This is a genomic window from Acinetobacter sp. UBA3461 (assembly GCF_002381195.1).
GTDB lineage: Bacteria > Pseudomonadota > Gammaproteobacteria > Pseudomonadales > Moraxellaceae > Acinetobacter > Acinetobacter schindleri.
The window spans coordinates 15,448-37,770 of sequence record NZ_DFRO01000039.1 but is presented as its reverse complement, the minus strand read 5'-3'; the positions used below and the strand labels follow the sequence as shown (position 1 = coordinate 37,770).

General features: G+C 43.1%; 19 protein-coding genes. 10 read left to right on the top strand and 9 right to left on the bottom strand.

The window, feature by feature from the left end; translation table 11 throughout:
• From B3D47_RS11070 to B3D47_RS11060, 3 genes are all read right to left on the bottom strand, one after another.
• On the bottom strand, nucleotides 1-575 hold a 575-nt coding region (locus B3D47_RS11070), incomplete at its 3' end, for a SurA N-terminal domain-containing protein (protein ID WP_286862027.1).
• A 130-nt stretch (nucleotides 576-705) separates the two neighbouring features.
• Nucleotides 706-978, bottom strand: a complete 273-nt coding sequence (locus tag B3D47_RS11065; RefSeq protein WP_004279807.1) for an HU family DNA-binding protein — start codon at nucleotides 976-978, stop codon at nucleotides 706-708.
• Nucleotides 979-1,135: 157 nt separating this feature from the next.
• Nucleotides 1,136-1,615 carry a phasin family protein gene (locus B3D47_RS11060; RefSeq protein ID WP_163166186.1) on the bottom strand — a complete coding sequence of 160 codons (480 nt, stop codon included), beginning with the start codon at nucleotides 1,613-1,615 and terminating at the stop codon, nucleotides 1,136-1,138.
• A 203-nt stretch (nucleotides 1,616-1,818) separates the two neighbouring features.
• Here B3D47_RS11060 and B3D47_RS11055 point away from each other — a divergent pair, with 203 nt between their 5' ends.
• The 8 genes from B3D47_RS11055 to fdx all read left to right on the top strand — a co-directional run bounded on the left by B3D47_RS11055 (nucleotide 1,819) and on the right by fdx (nucleotide 8,028).
• Complete coding sequence (locus B3D47_RS11055; RefSeq protein WP_004812747.1) at nucleotides 1,819-2,463, top strand: hypothetical protein; 645 nt, start codon at nucleotides 1,819-1,821, stop codon at nucleotides 2,461-2,463.
• Between the two features lie 115 nt (nucleotides 2,464-2,578).
• A complete protein-coding gene (locus tag B3D47_RS11050) occupies nucleotides 2,579-3,052 on the top strand; it encodes an Rrf2 family transcriptional regulator (RefSeq protein WP_004812744.1) in 474 nt (157 codons plus the stop codon).
• 1 nt (nucleotide 3,053) lies between these two features.
• Nucleotides 3,054-4,271 carry an IscS subfamily cysteine desulfurase gene (locus B3D47_RS11045; protein ID WP_004812743.1) on the top strand — a complete coding sequence of 406 codons (1,218 nt, stop codon included), beginning with the start codon at nucleotides 3,054-3,056 and terminating at the stop codon, nucleotides 4,269-4,271.
• A gap of 103 nt (nucleotides 4,272-4,374) precedes the next feature.
• Nucleotides 4,375-4,761 carry a Fe-S cluster assembly scaffold IscU gene (gene iscU, locus B3D47_RS11040; RefSeq protein ID WP_004812740.1) on the top strand — a complete coding sequence of 129 codons (387 nt, stop codon included), beginning with the start codon at nucleotides 4,375-4,377 and terminating at the stop codon, nucleotides 4,759-4,761.
• A 41-nt stretch (nucleotides 4,762-4,802) separates the two neighbouring features.
• Nucleotides 4,803-5,123, top strand: a complete 321-nt coding sequence (gene iscA / locus B3D47_RS11035) for an iron-sulfur cluster assembly protein IscA (protein ID WP_004812739.1) — start codon at nucleotides 4,803-4,805, stop codon at nucleotides 5,121-5,123.
• 135 nt (nucleotides 5,124-5,258) lie between these two features.
• The gene (gene hscB, locus B3D47_RS11030) at nucleotides 5,259-5,774 is read left to right on the top strand and encodes a Fe-S protein assembly co-chaperone HscB (RefSeq protein WP_004812736.1); all 516 of its coding nucleotides are present in this window, start codon (nucleotides 5,259-5,261) and stop codon (nucleotides 5,772-5,774) included.
• A gap of 40 nt (nucleotides 5,775-5,814) precedes the next feature.
• Entirely contained in the window at nucleotides 5,815-7,674 is a 1,860-nt protein-coding gene (hscA, locus tag B3D47_RS11025; protein WP_248603859.1) for a Fe-S protein assembly chaperone HscA, read from the top strand.
• A gap of 15 nt (nucleotides 7,675-7,689) precedes the next feature.
• On the top strand, nucleotides 7,690-8,028 hold the full coding sequence (gene fdx, locus B3D47_RS11020) for an ISC system 2Fe-2S type ferredoxin (protein WP_004812732.1): 339 nt from the start codon (nucleotides 7,690-7,692) through the stop codon (nucleotides 8,026-8,028).
• A gap of 70 nt (nucleotides 8,029-8,098) precedes the next feature.
• Here the strand turns inward: fdx and B3D47_RS11015 are convergent, their stop codons facing one another.
• From B3D47_RS11015 to B3D47_RS10995, 5 genes are all read right to left on the bottom strand, one after another.
• Nucleotides 8,099-9,646: an adenylate/guanylate cyclase domain-containing protein gene (locus tag B3D47_RS11015; RefSeq protein ID WP_286862021.1), complete on the bottom strand. Its 1,548-nt coding sequence runs from the start codon at nucleotides 9,644-9,646 to the stop codon at nucleotides 8,099-8,101.
• A 58-nt stretch (nucleotides 9,647-9,704) separates the two neighbouring features.
• Nucleotides 9,705-10,139, bottom strand: coding sequence for an HIT domain-containing protein (locus B3D47_RS11010; protein WP_004894486.1), 435 nt, complete (start codon nucleotides 10,137-10,139; stop codon nucleotides 9,705-9,707).
• 241 nt (nucleotides 10,140-10,380) lie between these two features.
• Nucleotides 10,381-13,839 (bottom strand): transcription-repair coupling factor, encoded by a 3,459-nt coding sequence (mfd, locus tag B3D47_RS11005; RefSeq protein ID WP_286862019.1) that lies wholly within the window; start codon nucleotides 13,837-13,839, stop codon nucleotides 10,381-10,383.
• A gap of 121 nt (nucleotides 13,840-13,960) precedes the next feature.
• Nucleotides 13,961-14,320 carry a hypothetical protein gene (locus tag B3D47_RS11000; RefSeq protein WP_163166196.1) on the bottom strand — a complete coding sequence of 120 codons (360 nt, stop codon included), beginning with the start codon at nucleotides 14,318-14,320 and terminating at the stop codon, nucleotides 13,961-13,963.
• Nucleotides 14,321-14,450: 130 nt separating this feature from the next.
• The gene (locus B3D47_RS10995; protein ID WP_286862016.1) at nucleotides 14,451-15,902 is read right to left on the bottom strand and encodes an aspartate ammonia-lyase; all 1,452 of its coding nucleotides are present in this window, start codon (nucleotides 15,900-15,902) and stop codon (nucleotides 14,451-14,453) included.
• 409 nt (nucleotides 15,903-16,311) lie between these two features.
• Here B3D47_RS10995 and putP point away from each other — a divergent pair, with 409 nt between their 5' ends.
• Entirely contained in the window at nucleotides 16,312-17,826 is a 1,515-nt protein-coding gene (gene putP / locus B3D47_RS10990) for a sodium/proline symporter PutP (protein WP_008305250.1), read from the top strand.
• Nucleotides 17,827-17,882: 56 nt separating this feature from the next.
• Here putP and B3D47_RS10985 read toward each other — a convergent pair whose 3' ends face one another.
• Nucleotides 17,883-18,380, bottom strand: coding sequence for an Lrp/AsnC ligand binding domain-containing protein (locus tag B3D47_RS10985; RefSeq protein WP_004812716.1), 498 nt, complete (start codon nucleotides 18,378-18,380; stop codon nucleotides 17,883-17,885).
• Nucleotides 18,381-18,498: 118 nt separating this feature from the next.
• Here B3D47_RS10985 and putA point away from each other — a divergent pair, with 118 nt between their 5' ends.
• Nucleotides 18,499-22,251, top strand: coding sequence for a trifunctional transcriptional regulator/proline dehydrogenase/L-glutamate gamma-semialdehyde dehydrogenase (gene putA / locus B3D47_RS10980; RefSeq protein ID WP_286862012.1), 3,753 nt, complete (start codon nucleotides 18,499-18,501; stop codon nucleotides 22,249-22,251).
• Nucleotides 22,252-22,323 lie beyond the last annotated feature (72 nt).

The window sequence follows — 22,323 nt, the reverse complement described above, 5'->3', positions numbered from 1 at the left end:
ACACTGGCAATATGCACATGACGCTGTTCAGTCTGTAAGTCAGCAATCTGCTGAATTTCCAGTTTACTAACCAATGGATAGTCAATAAATGTAGATGACAACATTTTAAGAGCATGGTCGGTGCGTAGATTTGCAATCAGCTGCTGGCTATTCATGCCTACAGAGCGCAAATAGTTTTCATAGAGCGCATTTGAAAACTGACCATTTTGCTGGAAACTCGGTTGCTGAGCAATCATTTGCTCAATTTGCTGATCACTGAGACTGATGCCCAAGTTTTCAGCTTGTTGGAGCAAAACTGTACGTGCAACCAGCGTATCCATAGCTTTTTGATCAATGAATGCCTGATTTAATAATGTTTCATCGCCATTGGCATAACTGAGATATTGTTCTTTAAATGATTTTGTCAGAGATTCCAATTCTTTTTTAGAGATATCTGTGCCATTTACCGTCTTGGCTGTATCTTTGTTCCCACCACTAAAATATCCTTCAATACCTACAAGCGCTAAAGGGGTCAAAAACAGAACGAGCAAGACCTTGCCCAGCCAACCCTTAATAACTTTACGAAAAGATTCCATAAGTATTCCAATATTTTATTTGCATGGGATTTTACCCGAAAAAACCCACTGAATGAATGTGTTAATCCTGACTATTTAATTAATCAATAAAAAACGCGCCTAGTGAGGCGCGTTTGGTTGCTGTTGGCGATTAAGCTACAGCGTCTTTCAAGCCTTTACCAGCTTTGAAGCTAGGTACTTTGCTTGCTTTGATTTCTAGCGTAGCACCAGTTTGTGGGTTACGGCCAGTACGTGCAGCGCGTTCTTTAACGCCGAAAGTACCAAAACCAACGAGAGTAACTGTATCACCTGATTTAAGCGCTTCAGTAACAGAAGCAATTGTAGCATCTAAAGCCTTACCAGCGTCAGCCTTAGATAATCCCCCTTTCTCTGCAATTGCATCAATTAATTCTGATTTATTCATGAAAATTACGTCCTCTTAATATCGTTTATTTAAGGTCCAAGAATTTGTTTAAATTGCCATAGCGACTTTATAACAATGGTTTAGGGCTAAACGCAATACTCTTCGACCTCTTTTTTTTTAAAAAATAAGCGAAAAAAACATTGAATAATGAATAAAGTCACTTTCGTTGTGATTTTTTAGACAATTCATCCTGTATTTTCCCCTGTTCTTCCATCAACTGATCGACTTTAGCATGCAGCTGCAGGATCAGTTTTTCTAGATGCTGTACGTCCTTCAGCGTCACTAATCCTATACGATTCAAGGAATGATGAACAGAGTGATCAATTAATTTTTCAACTTTATCTTTGGTATCTGTGACAGACTCTTTGGCCTTTTCTGAGACTTTTTCGACAGTTTGGTCGGCAATGTCAGTCGTTTTGGATTCTAGCTCTTCTCCCACCTTGACCAAAGAGTCGAATAATTTATTGCCTTCTTCTTCGGCGCGAGAGAATGCACCCAGTCCAGCCAGCCAGATTTGTTTGGTATATTTTCGAAAGTCAAGGACCGACTTACGCTCTGATCCTGATCTCAACTTAGCTTTTGATGTTTTTTGTTCTGTTTCCGGAATTGCATCCTGTGCCGCTTCAGATTTGTCCATGTGCACGCCTCCTGATTATTTTCTATGCAAATTTTATATAGAAATCTACAAAATTACAGCATATTACCAAATTTAATACTTGCCAGTTTTGCTAAACTGTTCTACAAAGCAATTTATTTCATGTTTTAAGTTTAATCCCTGAAATATCAATTAGGCAGGATGCTTTATATTTCAAATTTTTCAGGAAAGGATTGGTTGTATCTATGAGCGAATCGCAGCAAAGTCAAAAGCAGCCGCACTTATTGCTGACAATGACTTTAATTGTTTTAGAAACGATTTTCACTTTTATTCTAAAACATGATCGCGTTGTTGCATTACAAGCTAAAAAGTTTATTGATGAAAATATTGCTATTAAGATTAATAGTTATATTCCTTATTTCGACTTTTATGTGCAGTTTACCGATAAGGGTCTGCTATTTGACCATAAAGCGCCAAATAAGATCATTGACCTTGATGTGCGTACTAATCTGTCCGATCTGATCAAAATCTTTATTTTTGGCAATCGTCGCAGCATTAAGGCTATGCGTATTGATGGCAATCAGATCCTGAAAGACGAATTCCGTGATCTGCTGACCCTGTTTGCCCTGCCGAAACTGCTTGCTGACTGGAAACAGTGGCTGTATGAACCGAGAGACGAGTCTGAAGTCGTTACTTCACGTAATCGTCTGGCCCCACTTCTAGATAAAATTGACCAGCAACGTTCTAAAATTAATACCCTGCAAGTGGAAGTTAAGCAGTATGAAAACCGGATTCGACGCATGCAACGTCGTCAGAAGCAAATTAATATAATCTTTGGTCTTATTACCGTAGGTTTAATTACGTTATTAGTATATAATTGGCTTGCTTAATAAAGCCTTCTTTTTGGTACGATTTAACGTTTCATTTTGCATAATAAAAAAACTTGACTATTTTAGTCAGGATTCTTAAAATCGACACATCTAGTCTAACCATGTGTATCGAATCATGCGCTTAACCACTCGCGGTCGCTACGCAGTGACTGCTCTTCTTGATCTAGCTTTGCAGCCAACTGAACAAACGATCACGCTTGCTGAAATTGCAGCTCGTCAAACTATTTCCGTTGCCTATCTTGAGCAGTTATTTGCGAAACTAAAACGTCATGGCTTAGTTTCAAGTGTCCGTGGTGCCAATGGTGGTTATCATCTGGCGCGTAATGCTCAAGACATCACTGTGTTAGAAATCATTGAAGCTGTAAACGAAACCGTTGATGCTACTCGCTGCGACCATAAAGGCAATTGCCAGAATGGTGCGATGTGCTTGACTCACGATTTATGGCAGGAACTCTCCCACCACATTGCCGATTATCTCGCAAAAATCTCGCTTGCTGACCTCGTAGCACGTGACAACGTTCAAACCGTTTCACTACGCCAAAATTCAGCATCTTTTGATTCAGCTCTTTTATCGGTTACAGGTATTTGACATGAAACGTCCGATTTATCTTGACTATGCAGCAACCACTCCTGTAGACCCTCAAGTTGCAGAACGCATGATGGAATGCTTAACTTTCGAAGGTACCTTCGGTAATGCTGCATCTCGTTCACATGCATACGGCTGGCAAGCGGAAGAAAAAGTTGAATACGCACGTGAACAGGTAGCTAACCTTATCAAAGCTGACCCACGTGAAATCGTATGGACTTCTGGTGCGACTGAATCTGACAACCTTGCCCTAAAAGGTGTAGCTCAGTTCTATGCATCTAAAGGTAAACACATTATTACGTCTAAAATTGAACATAAAGCAATTTTGGATACATGCCGTGAGTTAGAGTCTGAAGGCTTTGAAATTACTTATCTGGAACCACAACCAAAAACTGGTTTAATCACCCCAGACATGGTTGAAGCTGCAATTCGTCCAGATACCATTCTTGTCTCCCTGATGATGGTAAACAACGAAATTGGTACCGTAACGGATGTTGCTGCAATTGGTGAAATCACTCGTGCCAAGAAAATTTTCTTCCACGTAGATGCTGCACAGGCTGCAGGTAAAGTTGAAATCGACCTTTCTCAACTGAAAGTCGACCTGATGAGCTTCTCTGCACACAAAATCTATGGTCCTAAAGGCATCGGTGCCCTGTTCGTACGTCGTAGCCCACGTGTACGCCTGAAAGCACAAATGCATGGTGGCGGTCACGAACGTGGCATGCGTTCTGGTACGCTTGCGACTCATCAGATCGTAGGTATGGGTGAAGCATTTGAACTTGCAGGTAAAAACTTGCATTCTGAACAAGCGCGTTTACGTGTACTTCGTGACAAACTTTGGAATGGTTTACGTGACCTTGAACAGGTATTCCTGAATGGCCACGAAACTTATAACGTTGCGAACTACCTGAATGTGAGCTTCAACTTTGTTGAAGGTGAATCACTAATGATGGCTCTGAAAGATGCAGCAGTATCTTCAGGTTCAGCATGTACCTCTGCAACACTAGAACCGTCTTATGTTCTACGTGCATTGGGCCTATCAGACGAACTTGCACACAGCTCAATCCGCTTTAGCTTTGGTAAATACACCACTGAAGAAGATATTGATCATGTACTTGAAGTCACTAAAGCTGCTGTTGAGAAGTTACGTGAACTTTCTCCGCTTTGGGATATGTACAAAGAAGGTATCGACCTTTCTACAGTTGAATGGGCCGAACACTAATTTTGCTCTTGGGATAACAGCATTTATGTTGTTATCTCATTGATAAAAGTTTTTTAATCCCCATATTTAATATTAGGCTGACCCCGAGGTTTGGAGAAGCAACATGGCTTATAGCGAAAAAGTAATTGACCATTACGAAAACCCACGTAACGTTGGTGTTTTAGACAAAAATGCAGAAAATGTAGGTACAGGCATGGTGGGTGCACCAGCATGTGGCGACGTGATGCGTCTTCAGATTCAAGTGAATGATGAAGGTGTAATCGAAGAAGCACGTTTTAAAACTTATGGCTGTGGTTCAGCAATTGCATCTAGCTCACTGGTAACCGAGTGGCTAAAAGGCAAGACTCTGGACGAAGCTCAAGCGATCAAGAATATTGATATTGCAACTGAACTTGCTCTTCCTCCAGTAAAAGTACACTGTTCTGTACTTGCTGAAGATGCCATTAAAGCTGCTGTAGAAGATTATCGTAGCAAAAAAGTGAAAGCTTAATTGCTGACGTGTATTTTTGAAGAAAGATTAACGGAGTTTTCATGATCCATTTAACTGAAAATGCTGCAACTCATATCAGCAATTACCTGAAAAATCGTGGTAAGGGTGAAGGCATTCGCGTTGGTGTGAAAACTTCAGGCTGTTCTGGTCTGGCTTATGTGCTTGAATTCGTCGATGACGCTGATACACATGATGAAGTATTTGAACAGTTTGGTGTTAAAGTTTTCGTTGACCCGAAAAGCCTGGTTTATCTCGAAGGTATGGAGATGGACTACGTAAAAAATGGTCTGAACGAAGGCTTCGAATTTAACAACCCGAACAAAAAAGGTGAATGTGGCTGCGGTGAATCCTTCACTGTATAAGGCTTAATCATTAGCGTACATTTATCCTTGCAGCATTAAAACAGTGTCATCTACACTGTTTTAATTGCATTTAGGCAGTAATTTTTAGCTGTACATTGCAGTTAATTTGCATATTAATCGTGGATCCAATCTCCCATGAATCATTTTGAGTTGTTCAACCTCCCTGTCGCACTTGATATTGATTCAGCTGCTTTAAAAGCTGAATTTTTAAAGTTACAGCAACAATATCACCCAGATAAAGCTGCAGACAAAGACCAGGCCCTGATCAAATCAAGTGAAATCAATCAGGCATATAAGGTTTTGTCGGCCGTGGATAGTCGCGCTGCTTACTTACTTTCATTGAAAAAACAGGATTATCATCTAGATCAGTCCATCAGTGATTTTGAGTTCCTGCAAGATGCGCTTGAAATTCGTGAGCAGCTTGATGATGCAGCTTCAGCAGAAGATTTATCTTCCTTGAAAGTTGAAGTTCAACAGTGGATTGATGGTCTGGTGCGTGAATTCAAAATAGATTATGAAGAGGAAGACTGGGCTGAGGCTCGCGATACTGTGCGTAAACTGCGCTTCTTTGTCAAAGTCATGGCCGATATCGATAAAGCGGAAGACCGTTTCCTCGATGACGACAGCTTTGACCTCGATGACGATTTTTAATTTCTCTCTTTAATATTTAACGTGCAAAGGATGTAACACTATGGCTCTCTTGCAGATTGCAGAACCAGGTCAATCAAGTGCACCGCATGAACACCGCATTGCGATTGGTATCGATTTAGGCACCACCCATTCTTTGGTCGCCACGGTTCTTTCAGGTAAAGCCAAAGTACTTAATGATGAACAAGGACGTGTGTTACTTCCTTCTATCGTTCATTATGCAGAGCAAAGCACTCAGTACGGCTATGAAGCTGCACCATTCATAATGACCGACCCAAAGAATACCATCGTTTCTGTAAAACGTTTTATGGGTCGTTCTCAAGCGGATATTAAATTCCAGCACCCGTATACCTTAGTGGGTGAAGCGAATGAAATGCCAGCATTTGAAACTGCTCAAGGTCGTAAAACACCCGTCGAAATTTCAGCACAAATCTTAAAACAGCTGAAAGACCGTGCAGAAGCAAGCTTGAAAAATGAGATTAATGGTGCTGTCATTACAGTTCCTGCATATTTTGATGAAGCACAACGTCAGGCAACTCGTGATGCGGCACAACTGGCCGGTTTAAATGTACTTCGTTTATTGAATGAACCTACTGCTGCTGCTGTAGCTTATGGTCTGGATCAGGAAACTAACCTCAGTACAGATCGCAACTATGTGATCTATGACCTAGGTGGTGGTACTTTTGACGTATCTATCCTGCGTTTCTCGCAAGGCGTATTCGAAGTATTAGCGACTGGTGGCCATACTGCTCTGGGTGGTGATGACCTGGATCGTCTGATTCTAAAATGGGCCAAGAAACAGCTGAATATTGAAACCCTCAATGATGCTGAATATGCACATTTCATTACAGCTGCGCGTAAAGCCAAAGAAGCGCTTTCTGATGCAGAGTCTGTAGAATTAAAACTGCTGGATCATGTCTTAACATTAGATCGTCCAACGTTTGAAGAAATCATTAAAATTGCACTGGATAAAACGATTAGCGTTTGTAAACGTGTAATGCGTGATGCCAAACTGGAACTGGATGATATTCAAAATGTTGTTCTGGTAGGTGGTTCTACCCGCTCCTATGCCGTTCAGAAAGCAGTGCGTGAAGTGTTCAATCAAGAACCTCTATGTACCATCAATCCGGATGAAGTAGTTGCAATTGGTGCCTCGATTACTGCGAACCAATTGATTGGTAATTCAACCGACGGTTCATTGTTATTAGACGTAACACCATTGTCTCTAGGTCTTGAAACCATGGGTGGTCTGGTAGAACGTCTAATTTCACGTAATACCGCGATTCCTGTGGCACGCCGTCAAGAATTCACCACCTATCAAGATGGTCAGACCGCGATGTTGATCCATGTAGTTCAGGGTGAACGTGATCTGGTGGAGCATTGCCGTAGCTTGGGCCGCTTCGTGCTGCACGGTATTCCGCCAATGACTGCAGGTCAGGCACGTATTGAAGTGACTTTCCAGGTGGATGCTGATGGTCTTTTAACCGTAGCTGCGCAAGAAACTACATCTGGTGTAAAAGCACAGATTGATATCAAACCATCTTATGGTTTATCGAGCGAAGATACAGAGCGTTTACTGCTTGAAGGTTATAAATTTGCTGAAGAAGACAAAAACCTGCGTCATCTTCAGGAAACCAAAGTTGAAGCACAACGTGAACTCGAAGCACTTACTCAGGCCCTGAAAATGGATGAGGCGTTGTTAAGTGAGCAGCAGCTTACTGATCTGCAAGCTGCTCAAGCCAAGCTTGAACAAGAGCTGCAAGGTACAGATATCAAAGCGATTGAATCTGCCGTAGAACAGCTTAAAATACATAGTGATGCATTTGCTGCTGCTCGTATGAACCAGCATATCGATGCAGCACTGAAAGGTACTAAACTCGACGACTGGTCAAACTCAAACTAATTTAAGGTAAAGACTATGCCACGTATTAAAGTTCTTCCACATGCGCAAATTTGCCCTGAAGGTGCTGAGTTTGAAGTTGAACAAGATGCCAATTTATGTGAAAGCCTGCTAAATAACGGGATCAAGATTGAACATGCTTGCGATATGTCATGTGCATGTACCACATGTCACGTGATTGTGCGTCGTGGCTTTGACAGCCTAGAAGAAATGAATGATGTTGAAGCAGATCTGTTAGACCGTGCATGGGGCCTTGAGCCTGATTCACGTTTGTCTTGTCAGGTCAAAGTGGTGGACGAAGATCTGGAAGTTGAAATTCCGAAATACACCATCAACCATGCTTCAGAAAATCACTAAGCGATTTTCATAAAAAACCACGCTTGAGCGTGGTTTTTTTACATCTGATCTTTATGGTGATTGTTTTTTCTTAACTCGCGCGACTGGTCTTTTTTTCTGATTGATCTGACCTGGTTTCATATTCCTGCTTCTCAGTCTCTTTTTCTAATACCACAGGTTCTGCTGTACTCACTGGTAGATGTTCAATGACTTCATCTTCAAGTTTTAACTTTACAATACCTTGTGAATTGGTCATCTTCTGCTGGGTCTGAATCCGCTTAATCATATTTTCAAGCACATGCACCAGTTTAGGATATTCGTAGTTCTGTACTTCATCCAGATTAAGTAACAGATGGAAACCTTTATATTCGTAGTCAAACCAGCGTTGATAATCAATTTTCTCTGAAGTAAATCGCTCCATTACCTGCCAGGTACGTACTGGCTCTTTAATCCCCTTCAGGAATACTGGTTTTTTTCCTGCACAAAGATAGTCATTCTTGATAAGTGTATGGGTATCTTCAGAAATCAGGATTTCATTTACTTCAGCAGCACATTGTAATCGTGCTGCCAGGTTGGCATCCCGTCCCACAATCGTATAAGCCATACGGTGATTAGCGCCATAATTGCCAACGTGACAATACCCCGTCGAAATACCCATACGAATATGTAGCGGTGGATAGCCCATTTTCACCCAGCGTTCACGCAGGATTTTCATCTGCTGACGCATGGCAATCGCCATATCCAGACAGTTTTTGGCATCCTGCTCAACACCATCAGAATGCGGATCACCGAAAAAGATCAGGATCGCATCACCCATGAATTTATCTACCGTGCCTTCATAGTGCTTGGCGATTTCTGTCATGTGACTGAGATAGTCATTCAGTAGGAAGGCCAAATCATCTGGAATCAGCGTTTCAGAGAGTTCCGTAAAACCCTGGATATCGGAAAAAAATACGGTAAGTTTCTTACGTTTATATTCAATCTTGGCTTCAGACTCACCCTTCATAATTGATTGCCACAGCTGCAAGGGTGCATAACGGCTCAGCTGGTTGGCAAATTCCATATAGCGGTTCATCTGATCATAATAATGATTCTTTTTCTGCGCCATATAACGTGCACGCGTGGTTTGATAGTAATTACCTACACCAAAATAGGTCACCAGACAAAGGAAGCCCAGAACTGTCAACTCATTGCTGGTTGGCTGAAAATATTCACCAAAACCAAAGATAAAAATATTGCAGAAATAAAAAATGGCAATACCGATCAGGCTTGCCAATGAGAACGTCAGAAATGAAATTTTGTTACTGATTGCGGTATACAACAATGCGACCAGTCCCAATAAAGACAGTACCAGACTCATATGCATTGCAGAAAGAATGACTGCAATTACAGCAATGTCAAGTACAAAGAAGACATTACGCTTGATACTAGTATTGTAGCGATAGATGAGCCAGCGCGACAGCTTCGGCAGAGCCAGTATAATCGCAAGAAAGAAAAACGGGATAAAAATCTGGTACTGCGTGTCAGGCTCTGTATAGTGAAAAACGACGATGACCAGCGACAGCATGATATATCCCATCAGTCGATGGAAATATTCAAACTGTTTCGGCTCTTTATGTACCCAATCGTCTATTTGCACTCAGTTGCTCCTTGCAGCACTGTATAATTTACAGGCCTGATTGCAGCATGGGATCAGATTAATCCATACGCCAGTCGAATGGCATATCTCCCTGACCACGTAGAGCCAGCATTAACGTCTGACGCATATGAGCAAGAACTTCACTGCTATAAGGAACCGCAGGAGTTCCCCACACTGGTTTTGGCCAAGCCACATCATTCTGGTAACGAACCACATGATGAAAATGTAGCTGTGGAACCATATTACCTAATGCAGCCACATTCATTTTGTCTGCACGGAATACACGCGCAAGCTGACTAGACAACCAGCTTGATTCACGCAGGAACTGTTCCTGGTCGGCCTGGCTAAGTTCATATAATTCTGTAATGCCCGGCACACGTGGAATCAGGATTAACCACGGAAATTGCATATCATTCATCAAACGACATGTTGATAAAGGAAAGTCGCCTACAAAAAACGTATCTTGAGCAAGTTGAGGATGCAAACTAAACATATCTTTATAAATGATGCAAAATTAGAATGATGGCTAATACTAACATATCCAGTGCTAGCTGAATATTGTGAGCAATGTGTTTAAATACAAATTTGGATGATTTGTTATGTACTCGGTCACAACTCAGACTTTACCGAATCACACAAATTAATCAAGACTTTCTTTCCATTGAGGGGCGACTTAGCCATCGATTTAAACGAATGGTCAGAATTCCTTTTCTGACCTATTTTTTAAAACCTTTTTAATGCAGCTCCTTCAGCAGGCTATCCAGCAAATCGGTTAAAAACTGAATACGTTTCTGATAGTCTTCGAGCATGACCATGACTTTCAGACGTTGCCCGCCATTCATCCGGAAATAGGTCGGATGTTTCTGCATCATCTGGATAATACTCATGGCCTGCACTGGCGTATCCGGAGCAAATTCGATATGCCCGCCCTGACCGCCAATGTCGATTTTGGTAATGCCCAGCTGTTCTGCTTTCAGACGAAGCTGATGTACTGCAAATAGCTGCTTCACTGGCTGTGGTGGAATACCAAAACGGTCAATCAGCTCCATACGGATATTGTCGAGTTTGTCTTGGGTATCGGTATTACTGATACGTTTATAGAACAGCAGACGCTGATGTACATCCCCCAGATAGTCATCCGGAATCAAGGCTGGCATATGCAGATTAATTTCTGCCGTTAAAGATAATGGTGCATCAAAGTTCGGTGTCTTGCCCTTTTGAATGGCTTTGGTGGCTTTTTCCAGCATTTCCATATACAGGCTATAACCTATCGCCTGCATCGAACCACTTTGCTGTTCACCCAAGAGTTCACCTGCACCCCGGATTTCCAGATCTTCGGTTGCCAGCATAAAACCCGCGCCCAGATTTGAAGCCCGTTGAATCGCATCCAGGCGTTTTTCAGCATCGCCTTTTAAACCTTTGATCGATGGAACCAAAAGATAAGCATACGCCTGGTGATGGGAACGACCAACACGCCCCCGCAACTGGTGCAACTGGGCCAGCCCCAGCTTATCCGCACGTTCAATAATGATAGTATTGGCACTCGGCACATCGATCCCGGTTTCAATAATGGTCGAGCACACCAGAACATTATATTCCTTGTGATAGAACTGCTGCATGACCTGCTCCAGTTCACGTTCACGCATTTGCCCATGGGCAACAATGACACGCGCTTCTGGTACCAGTTCACGTAGGCTTTCTGCAGCACGGTCAATGGTATCCACTTCGTTATGCAGGAAATAAACCTGACCACCACGCAGCAATTCACGCAGAATCGCCTCTTTAATGGTGTCATTGGTCTGTTCCTGCACAAAGGTTTTTACTGCCAGACGACGTGCTGGTGGTGTCGCGATGATTGAAAGATCACGCATACCACTAAAAGCCATATTTAGGGTACGGGGAATTGGTGTTGCGGTCAGGGTCAACATATCTACATCGGCACGTAGCGCCTTGATGCGTTCTTTGTCCCGCACCCCGAAACGGTGTTCTTCATCGACAATCATCAGGCCAAGATTCTTGAACTGGACATTTTCTTGCAAAATTTTATGTGTACCAATCACAATATCCACTTTGCCTTCTGCCAGGTCGTCAATCGTTTTAGTATGTGCCTTAGAAGAACCGAAACGTGACAGTACTTCAATGCGTACTGGCCAGTCCGCAAAGCGGTCTTTAAAGGATTCATAGTGCTGTTGTGCTAACAAAGTGGTTGGGACCAGAACTGCGACTTGACGGTTATTCTGCACCGCCACAAAAGCAGCACGCATTGCGACCTCAGTTTTCCCAAAGCCTACATCACCACAAACCAGACGATCCATTGGTTTGGCCTGCTGCATGTCATATAAAGTTGCTTCAATGGCATTGGCTTGATCTAACGTTTCTTCATAGGCAAAACCGCTGGCAAACTGCATATACAGGCTTTGATCCAGCTCAAAACTAATCCCGGGCTTGGATGAACGTCGTGCCTGTATATCTAGTAATTCGGCTGCGACATCGTGAATCTGTTCCAGTGCCTTACGTTTTGCTTTGCTCCAGGCATCTGTTCCGAGCTTATGTAGTGGTGCCAGATCAGGATCACCACCACTATAACGGCTGATCAGATGCAGATTGGTGACTGGTACATAAACCTTGGCATCATCAGCATAATCCAGTTGCAGGAATTCATGGTCCTGATCGTCAATACTCAAGGTAATCAGGCCGGCATAACGCCCTACGCCATAATCAATATGTACAACTGGGGCACCAATGGTCAGCTCGGTCAGACTGCGAATCAGGAATTCTTCGGATACTTCCTGTTGACGCTTGCGACGGCGCTGTACCACCCGATGTTCATAGAGCTGGTTTTCCGAAATCACAGCGATACGATCAGTCAAAACCAGACCACGTTCTAAGGGTGCACTGGTAATGGCAATCGCATGTAATGATGCGACAAATGCATCAAAATTCTCGACAGTCGGGATATCCCCCAGACTTGGACGCAGTGCATCTTTTAGAGTTTCTCGGCGACCTGCACTTTCAGCCACGAGTAGAACAGGATGATTAGCTGCATCGATATATTTTTTAACTTCGATGAATGGCTTTTCCCGTTTCGGATCGACCGGCAGTCGTGGCGGTGTCTGAGTATCCAGATTTATCACACCCACTTTTTCATCAAAAACATCTTGAGAGGCAATAATGCGACCAAACTGGTTCAATTGCTCCAGCACAAGATTAGTCTGGGTAAACAGCATTTCCGGAGGCAGAATTGGCTGATCCACATTATGACGGCGATCCTCATAACGACGTACCACTTCAGCCCAAAACTGGTTTAATGACTCTTCCAGACCGCGATCTGTAATGACAATGCCATTCTTTGGTAAGTATGAAGCCAAAGTGCTGTGAGCTTGCATCGCTTCTGCACTAAAGAAAAGCGGCATGTAAAATTCAATACCCGGCGAAGCAATACCATCCATGACATCTTGATACATCGGGTTTTTCTTGGGATTTGCTGTCGGGAACAGCTCACCATAACGGTCCCGGAAAGTGGCGCGCCCTTCTTTCAGTGGAAATTCTTGTGCTGGTAATACGGTAAATTGTTCTAAAGTTTGCGTAGTGCGCTGGGTTTCCGGATCAAAAAATTTCAGCGTTTCAATTTCATCATCAAACAGGTCAATCCGGATCGGTGCATCCTGACCAGAGGCATAAATGTCCATGATGCTGCCGCGGACTGCAAATTCACCATGGTCATATACCGTATCAACCAGATGGTAACCCGCCTGAATCAGTTTTTTCTTTTGCTGTTCCAGATCAAGCTTTTGCCCGACACGAATATCAAAGTGTTCACCCAATACCCATGAGCTTGGTGCTACACGCTGTGCCAGCGTAGAAGCAGATAACAGCAACACCCCGGTTTGCGGCATATTGGAAAGAATTGCCAGACGTTCAGAGACAATGTCCTGATGCGGAGAGAGACGGTCATAAGGCAAAATTTCCCAGTCTGGAAATATAGTCGGCTTGATACCATAAAATTCCAGTTCACTTTCCAGCTGACCAAGGTGCTGATTATTGCGTGCCACAATCACAAATAACTGTTTATGCTGCTTGGCAATTTCCTTCAGCAATAATGCTGTGGATGATCCCTGCAGGTTGCCTAACCAGCGTCGTTCACCAGCTTTGAGTTGTTTTAAATTGAGTTGGGAAATTTCTTGTTGGAACATGTATATAGCTTTAAAGTCTAAACAACATGTCCCTTATACTATCACGATGGTATCTGCGCATTTCGTTATTTTTATGCAGTCTTTGCTATCAGGAAATAATGGTTTCTTTCCACTTCAAATGCTATTTTTTCTCACGCAGAAAATTTCGGTAATAATCATTCAACTTTTTTACGATTACTTTAAATTGCAGCAAGTTTTCTTCAGTATTGCCCAATCTTGAATTAAAACGTTGATTGGCAATTTCCAGATCAATTTTTTCATTAATGATCATGGCTGTAAAATATAATTCTTTCAGATCATCAAATGTTTTCATGCGTCGGTTAGACAGATATTCTAGTCTTTCACCTAACTCTTGATTCAGGTTAATCCCATCTACGATATAGCCAGTTTCTTCGGTATATTGAATATTATTTTCTTCTAGATAAAGCTGTGCAGGAGAAGGTTTATTTGATTTGAATAAAGTGCTGATTTTATCAAACATGCTATGTTCCGAATTCATCGTGGGATTTATCTAGTCTAGATGAAAATACCCCAAATCCACAGACTGGATTTGGGGTAAATGGTTAAAATCAGCACGATCCTATAAATCGTGATTCAAAGCCTTAAGAGCTTCAGGACACTTGTTCTAACTGATTGATCTCACTAGGTACTTCTGAGACCAGATTTTCAAAGGCAAAGATTTGATCTAACTGAGCCTGACTGAGCAGACCCAGCTCCAGTACGACTTGAGGCACAGTTTTATTTTCACGAATACACTGTTTTCCGATTTCATCACACATGGCATGCCCTAACAGTGGTTCCAGTAAAGTGATAATACCGATGCTGCGCATCACGGCACTTAAACAGTTCTGCTCATTGGCCTGAATGCCGGCAATACATTTTTGCTGTAGCGTCTGCATACCGTGGGTCAGCAATTGAATCGATTCATTTAAAGATACCGCGATGACAGGTTCCATGACATTGAGCTGTAATTGTCCAGCTTCCGCTGCCATGGTCACGGTCAGGTCATTGCCAATTACCCGAAATGCAATCTGATTCACCACTTCCGGAATCACTGGATTCACTTTGGCTGGCATGATCGAAGAACCTGCCTGTAATTCTGGCAAGCGGATTTCTGCTAAACCGGTACGTGGTCCAGAACTTAAGAGACGTAAGTCATTACAGATTTTGGACAACTTGACTGCCAGACGTTTCAGGCTACTAGACAGAATAATGAATACGCCACAATCACTGGTCGCTTCTACATAATCTTCCGCGCCTTTTAAAGGCAGACCAGTAATGTGTGCCAAAGTTTCTACAGCACGCTTGGCATAACCCGTTGGTGTATTTACACCAGTTCCAATTGCTGTTGCACCCAGATTAACTTCCAGCAATAACTGACGCATCTGCTCAATCAGCTTAAAATCTTCTTTTAATAAAGTCGCAAAAGCGCGGAATTCCTGCTCCATAGTCATAGGAACGGCATCTTGCAATTGAGTACGGCCCATCTTGATCACATACTGAAATTCTGTAGCCTTACTATATAAAGTATCAATCAAAGATTTTTGCACATTGAGCAGTTCATCTAAACATGTATAAGTTGCTAGACGCAGTGCCGTGGGATAGACATCATTGGTAGATTGCGATGTATTCACATGATCATTCGGATGCAGAATATGATATTCCCCTTTACGATGCCCCATCAGTTCCAGCGCACGGTTGGCAATCACTTCATTGGCATTCATATTGATGGAAGTCCCGGCTCCGCCTTGATAAGGATCCAGTGGAAAAGCATCCTGCCAGTTTTCCGGATGTTGAATCAGCTCATCACAGGCTTGCTGAATGACTGCACATTGTTGTTCTGAAATTTTCTGAAAATGTAGATTGGTTTGTGCAGACGCTTTTTTAACTTGTGCCAAAGCGCGAATAAAATGTAACTGCTGTCCTACAGTTAAACCTGATATCTGAAAGTTTTCCAGCGCACGTATAGTATGAATTCCATAATAACTATGCTGTGGAATCTGTTTTTTACCCAATAAATCCTGTTCGATTCTGTTCAAGTCAATTTGAAGCATATTGTCCATATTTTTTACTCTTGGCGATGATGCACCTTGATGGTGCTCTTCCACTATGCGCGGAGTGGTCAGAAACAAATAGAAATCTTTTAAGTAATATTTGCAACAAAATATGTCTAGTTCGCATTTGCTGTTAGTTTTGTAACTTTGTGTAATAAAATAACAAAAGTTTAATGATTTTAACTATTTATTAAAAATTAGCTCCTTAGCTCTAAATTAGACTATTCTTGGCTTTGTTCAGCTATTTCAAATTCCATACTATCCTGTTTAAAAAAACAAATTTACATAAAGCATACATAAAAACTGCTTAACTGTTACAGAGTGTAATTTTTAAACCGTGTTTGAATCACTGCCCTGTGAACGCAGTACAAAAAATCATCCCGGATGATGATGTGCAATATTTAAGGATACTCTGCCTATGAGCTCGCTAAACCCGACACTGATTACTTTTCTGTTTTATATCGTCGCCATGATTGGAATTGGTTTATACGCCTATCGTGCGACGTCCAATTTTGATGAATATATTCTGGGTGGGCGAAGTCTGGGCAGTGTAGTAACTGCACTTTCGGCAGGCGCCTCCGACATGAGCGGCTGGCTGCTGATGGGTCTGCCTGGTGCAATTTACCTATCTGGCTTGTCTGAAGTCTGGATTGCGATTGGTCTGATTATTGGTGCCTGGCTGAACTGGCTCCTGGTGGCTGGCCGCCTGCGTGCCCACACCGAATACCAGAACAATGCCCTGACATTGCCCGATTATTTTACCAGCCGTTTTTCGGATAAGAAGCGGATTTTACGCTTGCTCTCTGCAATCGTAATTCTGGTGTTCTTTGCGATTTACTGTGCTTCCGGCATGGTTGCAGGTGCACGCTTATTTGAAAGCCTGTTTGGCTGGGACTATACCACTGCACTCTGGCTCGGTGCTGTTGCCACGATTCTGTATGTGTGTATCGGTGGATTTCTGGCGATCAGCTGGACCGATACCTTTCAGGCCGGTTTGATGATTTTCGCCTTGTTAATTACCCCGATCATTACCTATCTGGCATTGGGTGATAATGCTCAACAGGTCGGTACATTGCTTGAAACAGCCCGTCCACATGCATCCAATATGCTGGAAGGTCTGAGTATGGTGGCGATTATTTCAAGTTTGGCATGGGGCTTAGGCTATTTTGGCCAACCGCATATTTTAGTTCGTTTTATGGCGGCAGATTCGGTAAAAACCATTCCCGCTGCACGTCGTATCGGTATGACCTGGATGATCCTGTGTCTGGTGGGTGCAATGTCTGCAGGTTATATCGGAATTGCTTATTTTGCAGCAAATCCTGATTTACCTGCTGCAGCGATCGTGAACCAGAATCCTGAAACCGTGTTTATGGAACTGACCAAAATCCTGTTTAATCCTTGGGTGGCTGGCATCGTTTTGGCTGCAATTCTGGCTGCGATTATGAGTACTTTAAGCTGTCAGCTGCTAGTCTGTTCTACAACTCTTACCGAAGATTTATACAAAGGTTTCCTGCGTAAAAATGCTTCGCAAAAAGAACTGATCTGGGTTGGCCGTGGCATGGTGATTGTGATTTCCCTGATTGCAATTTCCTTGGCAATCAATCCGAACAGCAAAGTTCTTGGTCTAGTGGCTTACGCGTGGGCAGGCTTTGGTGCAGCGTTTGGTCCATTGATCATCTTCTCGCTTTTCTGGCAACGCATGACTCTCAATGGCGCAATTGTTGGCATGGTAGTAGGTGCAGTAACCGTAATTGCCTGGAAAAATTATATGGGCGATACAGGTTTGTACGAGATTATTCCCGGCTTTATTCTGGCAGCGCTTAGCATTGTGATTGTTAGTTTGCTAGATAAAGCTCCAAGTCACGATGTAGTCAATCGTTTTGAACTGGCGAAAGCCGAATATCAAAAAGAAATGGCAGAAATGAAGAAATAGTCTTTCTATTTCAAAAACTAAAAGGGACTTTATGTCCCTTTTGTTTTATCAGCATTTTATACTTTAGCTTTGGCAGGTACTTTCAGCTTGATCTGCTGGGTTTCCTTAATTACTTCCATCACCGGATAACTGCGGGTTTCTTTTACGCCCGGCAACTGCCACAGAATATCTCCGGAAATTTTACGGAATTCATCCATATTCGCACAGCGGATTTTTACTACAAAATCAAAGCCACCACTGATCATATGACATTCCACAATATCCGGAATATGCTGCACTGCTTCAGAAAATTCTTCTAGTACATTCGGTGTAGTTTTATCCAGCAGTATCTCGACAAAAACTACAAAACCGTTATTCAGCTTGACCGGATTCAGACGGGCTTCATAACCGAGAATAAATCCTTCCTTGGTCAATTTCTGCACCCGTGCCAGTACTGCTGTTGGCGACAGGTTCACCATTTCTGCCAGTTTGATATTGGAAATTTTCGATTCAGATTGCAGCAAATCAAGAATACGAATATCTATTCGGTCAAGGCTTACATATGGGCTATTCATTAGAATTATTCTCTAAAAATGATACAAACTATAGTGAGATATTCGTCAATTATTTTGGGATTATAGATTAAAACTCATTCAACTCAAAGAACCGATTGACGCAGTACAGGAAGTCACTATGTCCACCACATTACGCCCGAATTCGCACTCGAATGCAGTGAAGCAATCGAATTACATTGCTGAATTTAAGGATAAAAACCAATACGAACAGCGCATCAATACCGCATGGCGACGCGCCGAATCCGAATGCGTGGAAACGTTGCTGGAACATAGTGAAATTTCTTCAGAACTGACAGATAAAATTCAGCGCCTGGCGTTTGATCTGGCACATTCCCTGCGCGAGCGTAAAGGCTCAGGCGGTAAAGCCGGTATCGTACAAGGACTGCTTCAGGAATTTTCGCTGTCTTCTCAGGAAGGGATTGCCTTGATGTGTCTGGCAGAAGCCTTACTACGTATTCCAGATACAGCAACCCGTGACTTACTGATCCGCGACAAAATCAATCAGGGCAACTGGAAAGAACATCTTGGTCAAAGCCAGCTGATGTTTGTGAATGCTGCGGCTTGGGGGTTAATGCTCACTGGAAAGCTGATGGAAACTCCACAGCAGAAAAGCCTGTCGAGTTTATTAACCGGTCTTTTGGCACGTAGTGGCCGTGGCATTATCCGTAAAGCAGTTGATGTCGCGATGCGCATGATGGGTGAGCAGTTTGTGACTGGCGAAACCATTGATGAAGCCCTGAAAAATGCAGAACGTCTGGAAGAAAAAGGGTTCCAATATTCTTATGACATGCTGGGTGAAGCAGCACTAACCGATCCGGATGCAGAACGTTATTATCAGGATTATCAAAATGCAATTCATGCCATTGGTCAAGCATCAACAGATAAAGATGTTTATAACGGCCCGGGTATTTCCATCAAACTGTCTGCACTGCATCCACGTTATCAGCGCTCGCAAATGGATCGCGTCAATGATGAACTGTATAGCAAAGTCCTGAATCTGGCAGTTCTGGCGAAAAACTATAATATCGGCCTGAATATTGATGCCGAAGAAACTGAGCGTCTGGAAATTTCCCTAGAGCTTTTAGAACGTCTTTGTTTTGAACCTGAACTCAATAACTGGAAAGGCATTGGTTTTGTGATTCAGGCCTACCAGAAACGCTGCTTCTATGTCGTGGATTACATCATTGATCTGGCTAAACGCAGCCAGAAACGCCTGATGATTCGTCTGGTGAAAGGTGCGTATTGGGATAGCGAGATCAAGAAAGCCCAGATCGAAGGTATGTCGGATTATCCGGTGTTTACCCGTAAAGTACATACTGACCTATCCTATATTGCCTGCGCACGTAAACTGCTGGCAGAACCTGATTATATCTATCCGCAATTTGCTACTCACAATGCACAGACTGTGGCCACCATTTACCAACTTGCCAACCCGGAACGTTACTATGCCGGTCAATACGAGTTCCAGTGCCTGCACGGCATGGGTGAACCGCTATATGAAAATGTGGTCGGTGACAAAGCGGCTGGTAAGCTCGGCATTCCATGTCGTATCTATGCCCCGGTCGGCAATCATGAAACCCTATTGGCCTATCTGGTACGCCGTCTGCTGGAAAATGGTGCCAATACTTCTTTCGTGAACCGGATCGCGGACAAGAGCTTAAAAGTTGAAGATCTGATCGAAAATCCTCGTCAGACAATTATAAAGACCGCTCAACAAGAAAATGTATTGGGTGCCAAACATCCTCATATTCCCTATCCTCAAGATCTTTATGGCACACGTATCAATTCATCTGGACTAGATCTAGCCAATGACGCGGAACTCAGTGTTTTAAATGAAGTTGCAGCAAGTCTGGCTAAAACTCAGTTCCAGGCAGCAGCAATGGGCACAGCTTTTTCAGAGCCAGATACAAGTAATACTGTACACGTAATCAATCCAGCCCAGCATCAGGATATCGTCGGTACCGTTTATGAAGCAACGACTGAACAGGCAGAAATTGCCCTGATCCAAGCTGCCAATGCACAACATTTCTGGGCCAATCTGCCAAAGAATGAACGTGCCGCCTGTCTGAATAAAGCCGCCGAGCTGATGCAGCAACGCCTGCTGCCCCTGATGGTTCTGCTATCGCGTGAAGCTGGTAAAACCTATGCCAATGCCATTGCCGAAGTACGTGAAGCGATTGACTTCCTGCGTTATTATGCTGGCCAGATGTCAGATTTGTCTGAGAATGTCCATATCCAGCCTTTGGGCACCGTACTGTGTATTAGCCCCTGGAACTTCCCACTGGCAATTTTCACTGGCCAGATTTCTGCAGCACTGGTAGCGGGTAATACTGTGATTGCCAAACCGGCTGAGCAGACTCCGCTGATTGCCGCCCAAGCTGTACAAATTCTCTGGGAAGCTGGCATTCCACAGGATGTATTACAGCTATTACCCGGCCGTGGTGAAACCATTGGTACCCAGCTGAGCCAAGACTCCCGCATTCAAGGCATCATGTTTACCGGCTCTACCGAAGTGGCGAAAATTCTGCAAAAAACTGTAGCCAAACGGTTAAACCAGTTTGGCGAAAGTGTGACCCTGATTGCCGAAACTGGTGGCCAGAATGCCATGATTGTGGATTCATCTGCATTGACAGAACAGGTGGTGCTGGATGTGGTCAACTCTGCTTATGATAGTGCTGGTCAGCGTTGTTCCGCCCTGCGTGTATTGTGTGTACAGGAAGATAATCTGGACACTGTACGCCATATGTTAAAAGGTGCCATGCAGCAGTTGCGTGTTGGCAATCCAGTTCTGCTCAAAACTGATATTGGTCCGGTCATTGATGCCGAAGCCCAGCAGAACATTCAGAAGCATATTGATCAGATGCGCAGCAAAGGCCATAAAGTCCATCAATTGATGTTTAATCAGGATGCTTCTGAACTGGCTCAAGGCACCTTCATTCCGCCTACTTTAATTGAACTGCCAAACCTGAATGATCTGGAACGTGAAGTTTTTGGTCCGGTGTTACATTTGATTAGCTATAAAGCTGGCCAACTGCCACAGTTGCTAGATCAGATCAACAGTAAGGGTTATGGCCTGACTATGGGACTACATACCCGGATCGATGAAACCATGCAGACTGTGATCTCGAAAGCACATGTCGGCAACCTGTATATTAACCGTAATATTGTCGGTGCAGTCGTTGGGGTACAGCCCTTTGGTGGTGAAGGTCTATCCGGCACTGGTCCAAAAGCCGGTGGTCCACTTTATATTTACCGTCTAATGCATCAGGTATCCGAGAAAAAGTTAGCTCAACCTTATGCGATGAATTCTGCTCAGGCAACGCTTGAAAATCCATTACTACAGGAATTTAAAGCTTGGGTATATAAAACTTTCCCAACGATTTCCTTAACCACTCCGGCTAAAATCACAACTGGGCACAGCTTTAGCCTACAAGGTCCAACAGGTGAAGAAAACCAGTACATGATCTTGCCACGTGAAAGTGTATTATCTCTGGCAACGAATGATGCTGATCAGATTCAGCAATTACTGGCGATTTTATCGGTGGGTAGTCGCCCGGCTGTACTGGCAGACAATACTTTTATACTTAAACATTTACAAAGTATGCCAGCAAAAGTGGTAAAGGCCATTAAAGTGATTAAAGATATGGAATCTGGTGATTTCGAAGCTGTACTGCATCATGGTGATGCTTCTGCACTGATTGATCTGCAGCAGCGTATTGCAACACGTCAAGGTCCAATTGTAGGTATTACTCATCTAAGTTCCGGAAATTATGAGATTCCGGTGGAACGTTTTGTAATTGAACGTGCAATTAGCATTAATACCGCAGCAGCAGGTGGTAATGCCAGTCTGATGACCATGTCAGGCTTATAAACAGCTTTATCACTTATTTTAATTTCTTTCCTCTTAAAGCCAAATCTCTCCCCTTTGTAGATTTGGCCTTTT

Coding starts and splice junctions, on each gene's coding strand:
- B3D47_RS11000 (WP_163166196.1), bottom strand. CDS start 14,320: ATGTTTGATAAAATCAGCACTTTATTCAAATCAAATAAACCTTCTCCT.
- hscB (WP_004812736.1), top strand. CDS start 5,259: ATGAATCATTTTGAGTTGTTCAACCTCCCTGTCGCACTTGATATTGAT.
- mfd (WP_286862019.1), bottom strand. CDS start 13,839: ATGTTCCAACAAGAAATTTCCCAACTCAATTTAAAACAACTCAAAGCT.
- putP (WP_008305250.1), top strand. CDS start 16,312: ATGAGCTCGCTAAACCCGACACTGATTACTTTTCTGTTTTATATCGTC.
- B3D47_RS11060 (WP_163166186.1), bottom strand. CDS start 1,615: ATGGACAAATCTGAAGCGGCACAGGATGCAATTCCGGAAACAGAACAA.
- hscA (WP_248603859.1), top strand. CDS start 5,815: ATGGCTCTCTTGCAGATTGCAGAACCAGGTCAATCAAGTGCACCGCAT.
- B3D47_RS11045 (WP_004812743.1), top strand. CDS start 3,054: ATGAAACGTCCGATTTATCTTGACTATGCAGCAACCACTCCTGTAGAC.
- B3D47_RS10985 (WP_004812716.1), bottom strand. CDS start 18,380: ATGAATAGCCCATATGTAAGCCTTGACCGAATAGATATTCGTATTCTT.
- B3D47_RS11010 (WP_004894486.1), bottom strand. CDS start 10,139: ATGTTTAGTTTGCATCCTCAACTTGCTCAAGATACGTTTTTTGTAGGC.
- fdx (WP_004812732.1), top strand. CDS start 7,690: ATGCCACGTATTAAAGTTCTTCCACATGCGCAAATTTGCCCTGAAGGT.
- B3D47_RS11050 (WP_004812744.1), top strand. CDS start 2,579: ATGCGCTTAACCACTCGCGGTCGCTACGCAGTGACTGCTCTTCTTGAT.
- B3D47_RS11065 (WP_004279807.1), bottom strand. CDS start 978: ATGAATAAATCAGAATTAATTGATGCAATTGCAGAGAAAGGGGGATTA.
- iscU (WP_004812740.1), top strand. CDS start 4,375: ATGGCTTATAGCGAAAAAGTAATTGACCATTACGAAAACCCACGTAAC.
- B3D47_RS10995 (WP_286862016.1), bottom strand. CDS start 15,902: ATGGACAATATGCTTCAAATTGACTTGAACAGAATCGAACAGGATTTA.
- B3D47_RS11055 (WP_004812747.1), top strand. CDS start 1,819: ATGAGCGAATCGCAGCAAAGTCAAAAGCAGCCGCACTTATTGCTGACA.
- putA (WP_286862012.1), top strand. CDS start 18,499: ATGTCCACCACATTACGCCCGAATTCGCACTCGAATGCAGTGAAGCAA.
- iscA (WP_004812739.1), top strand. CDS start 4,803: ATGATCCATTTAACTGAAAATGCTGCAACTCATATCAGCAATTACCTG.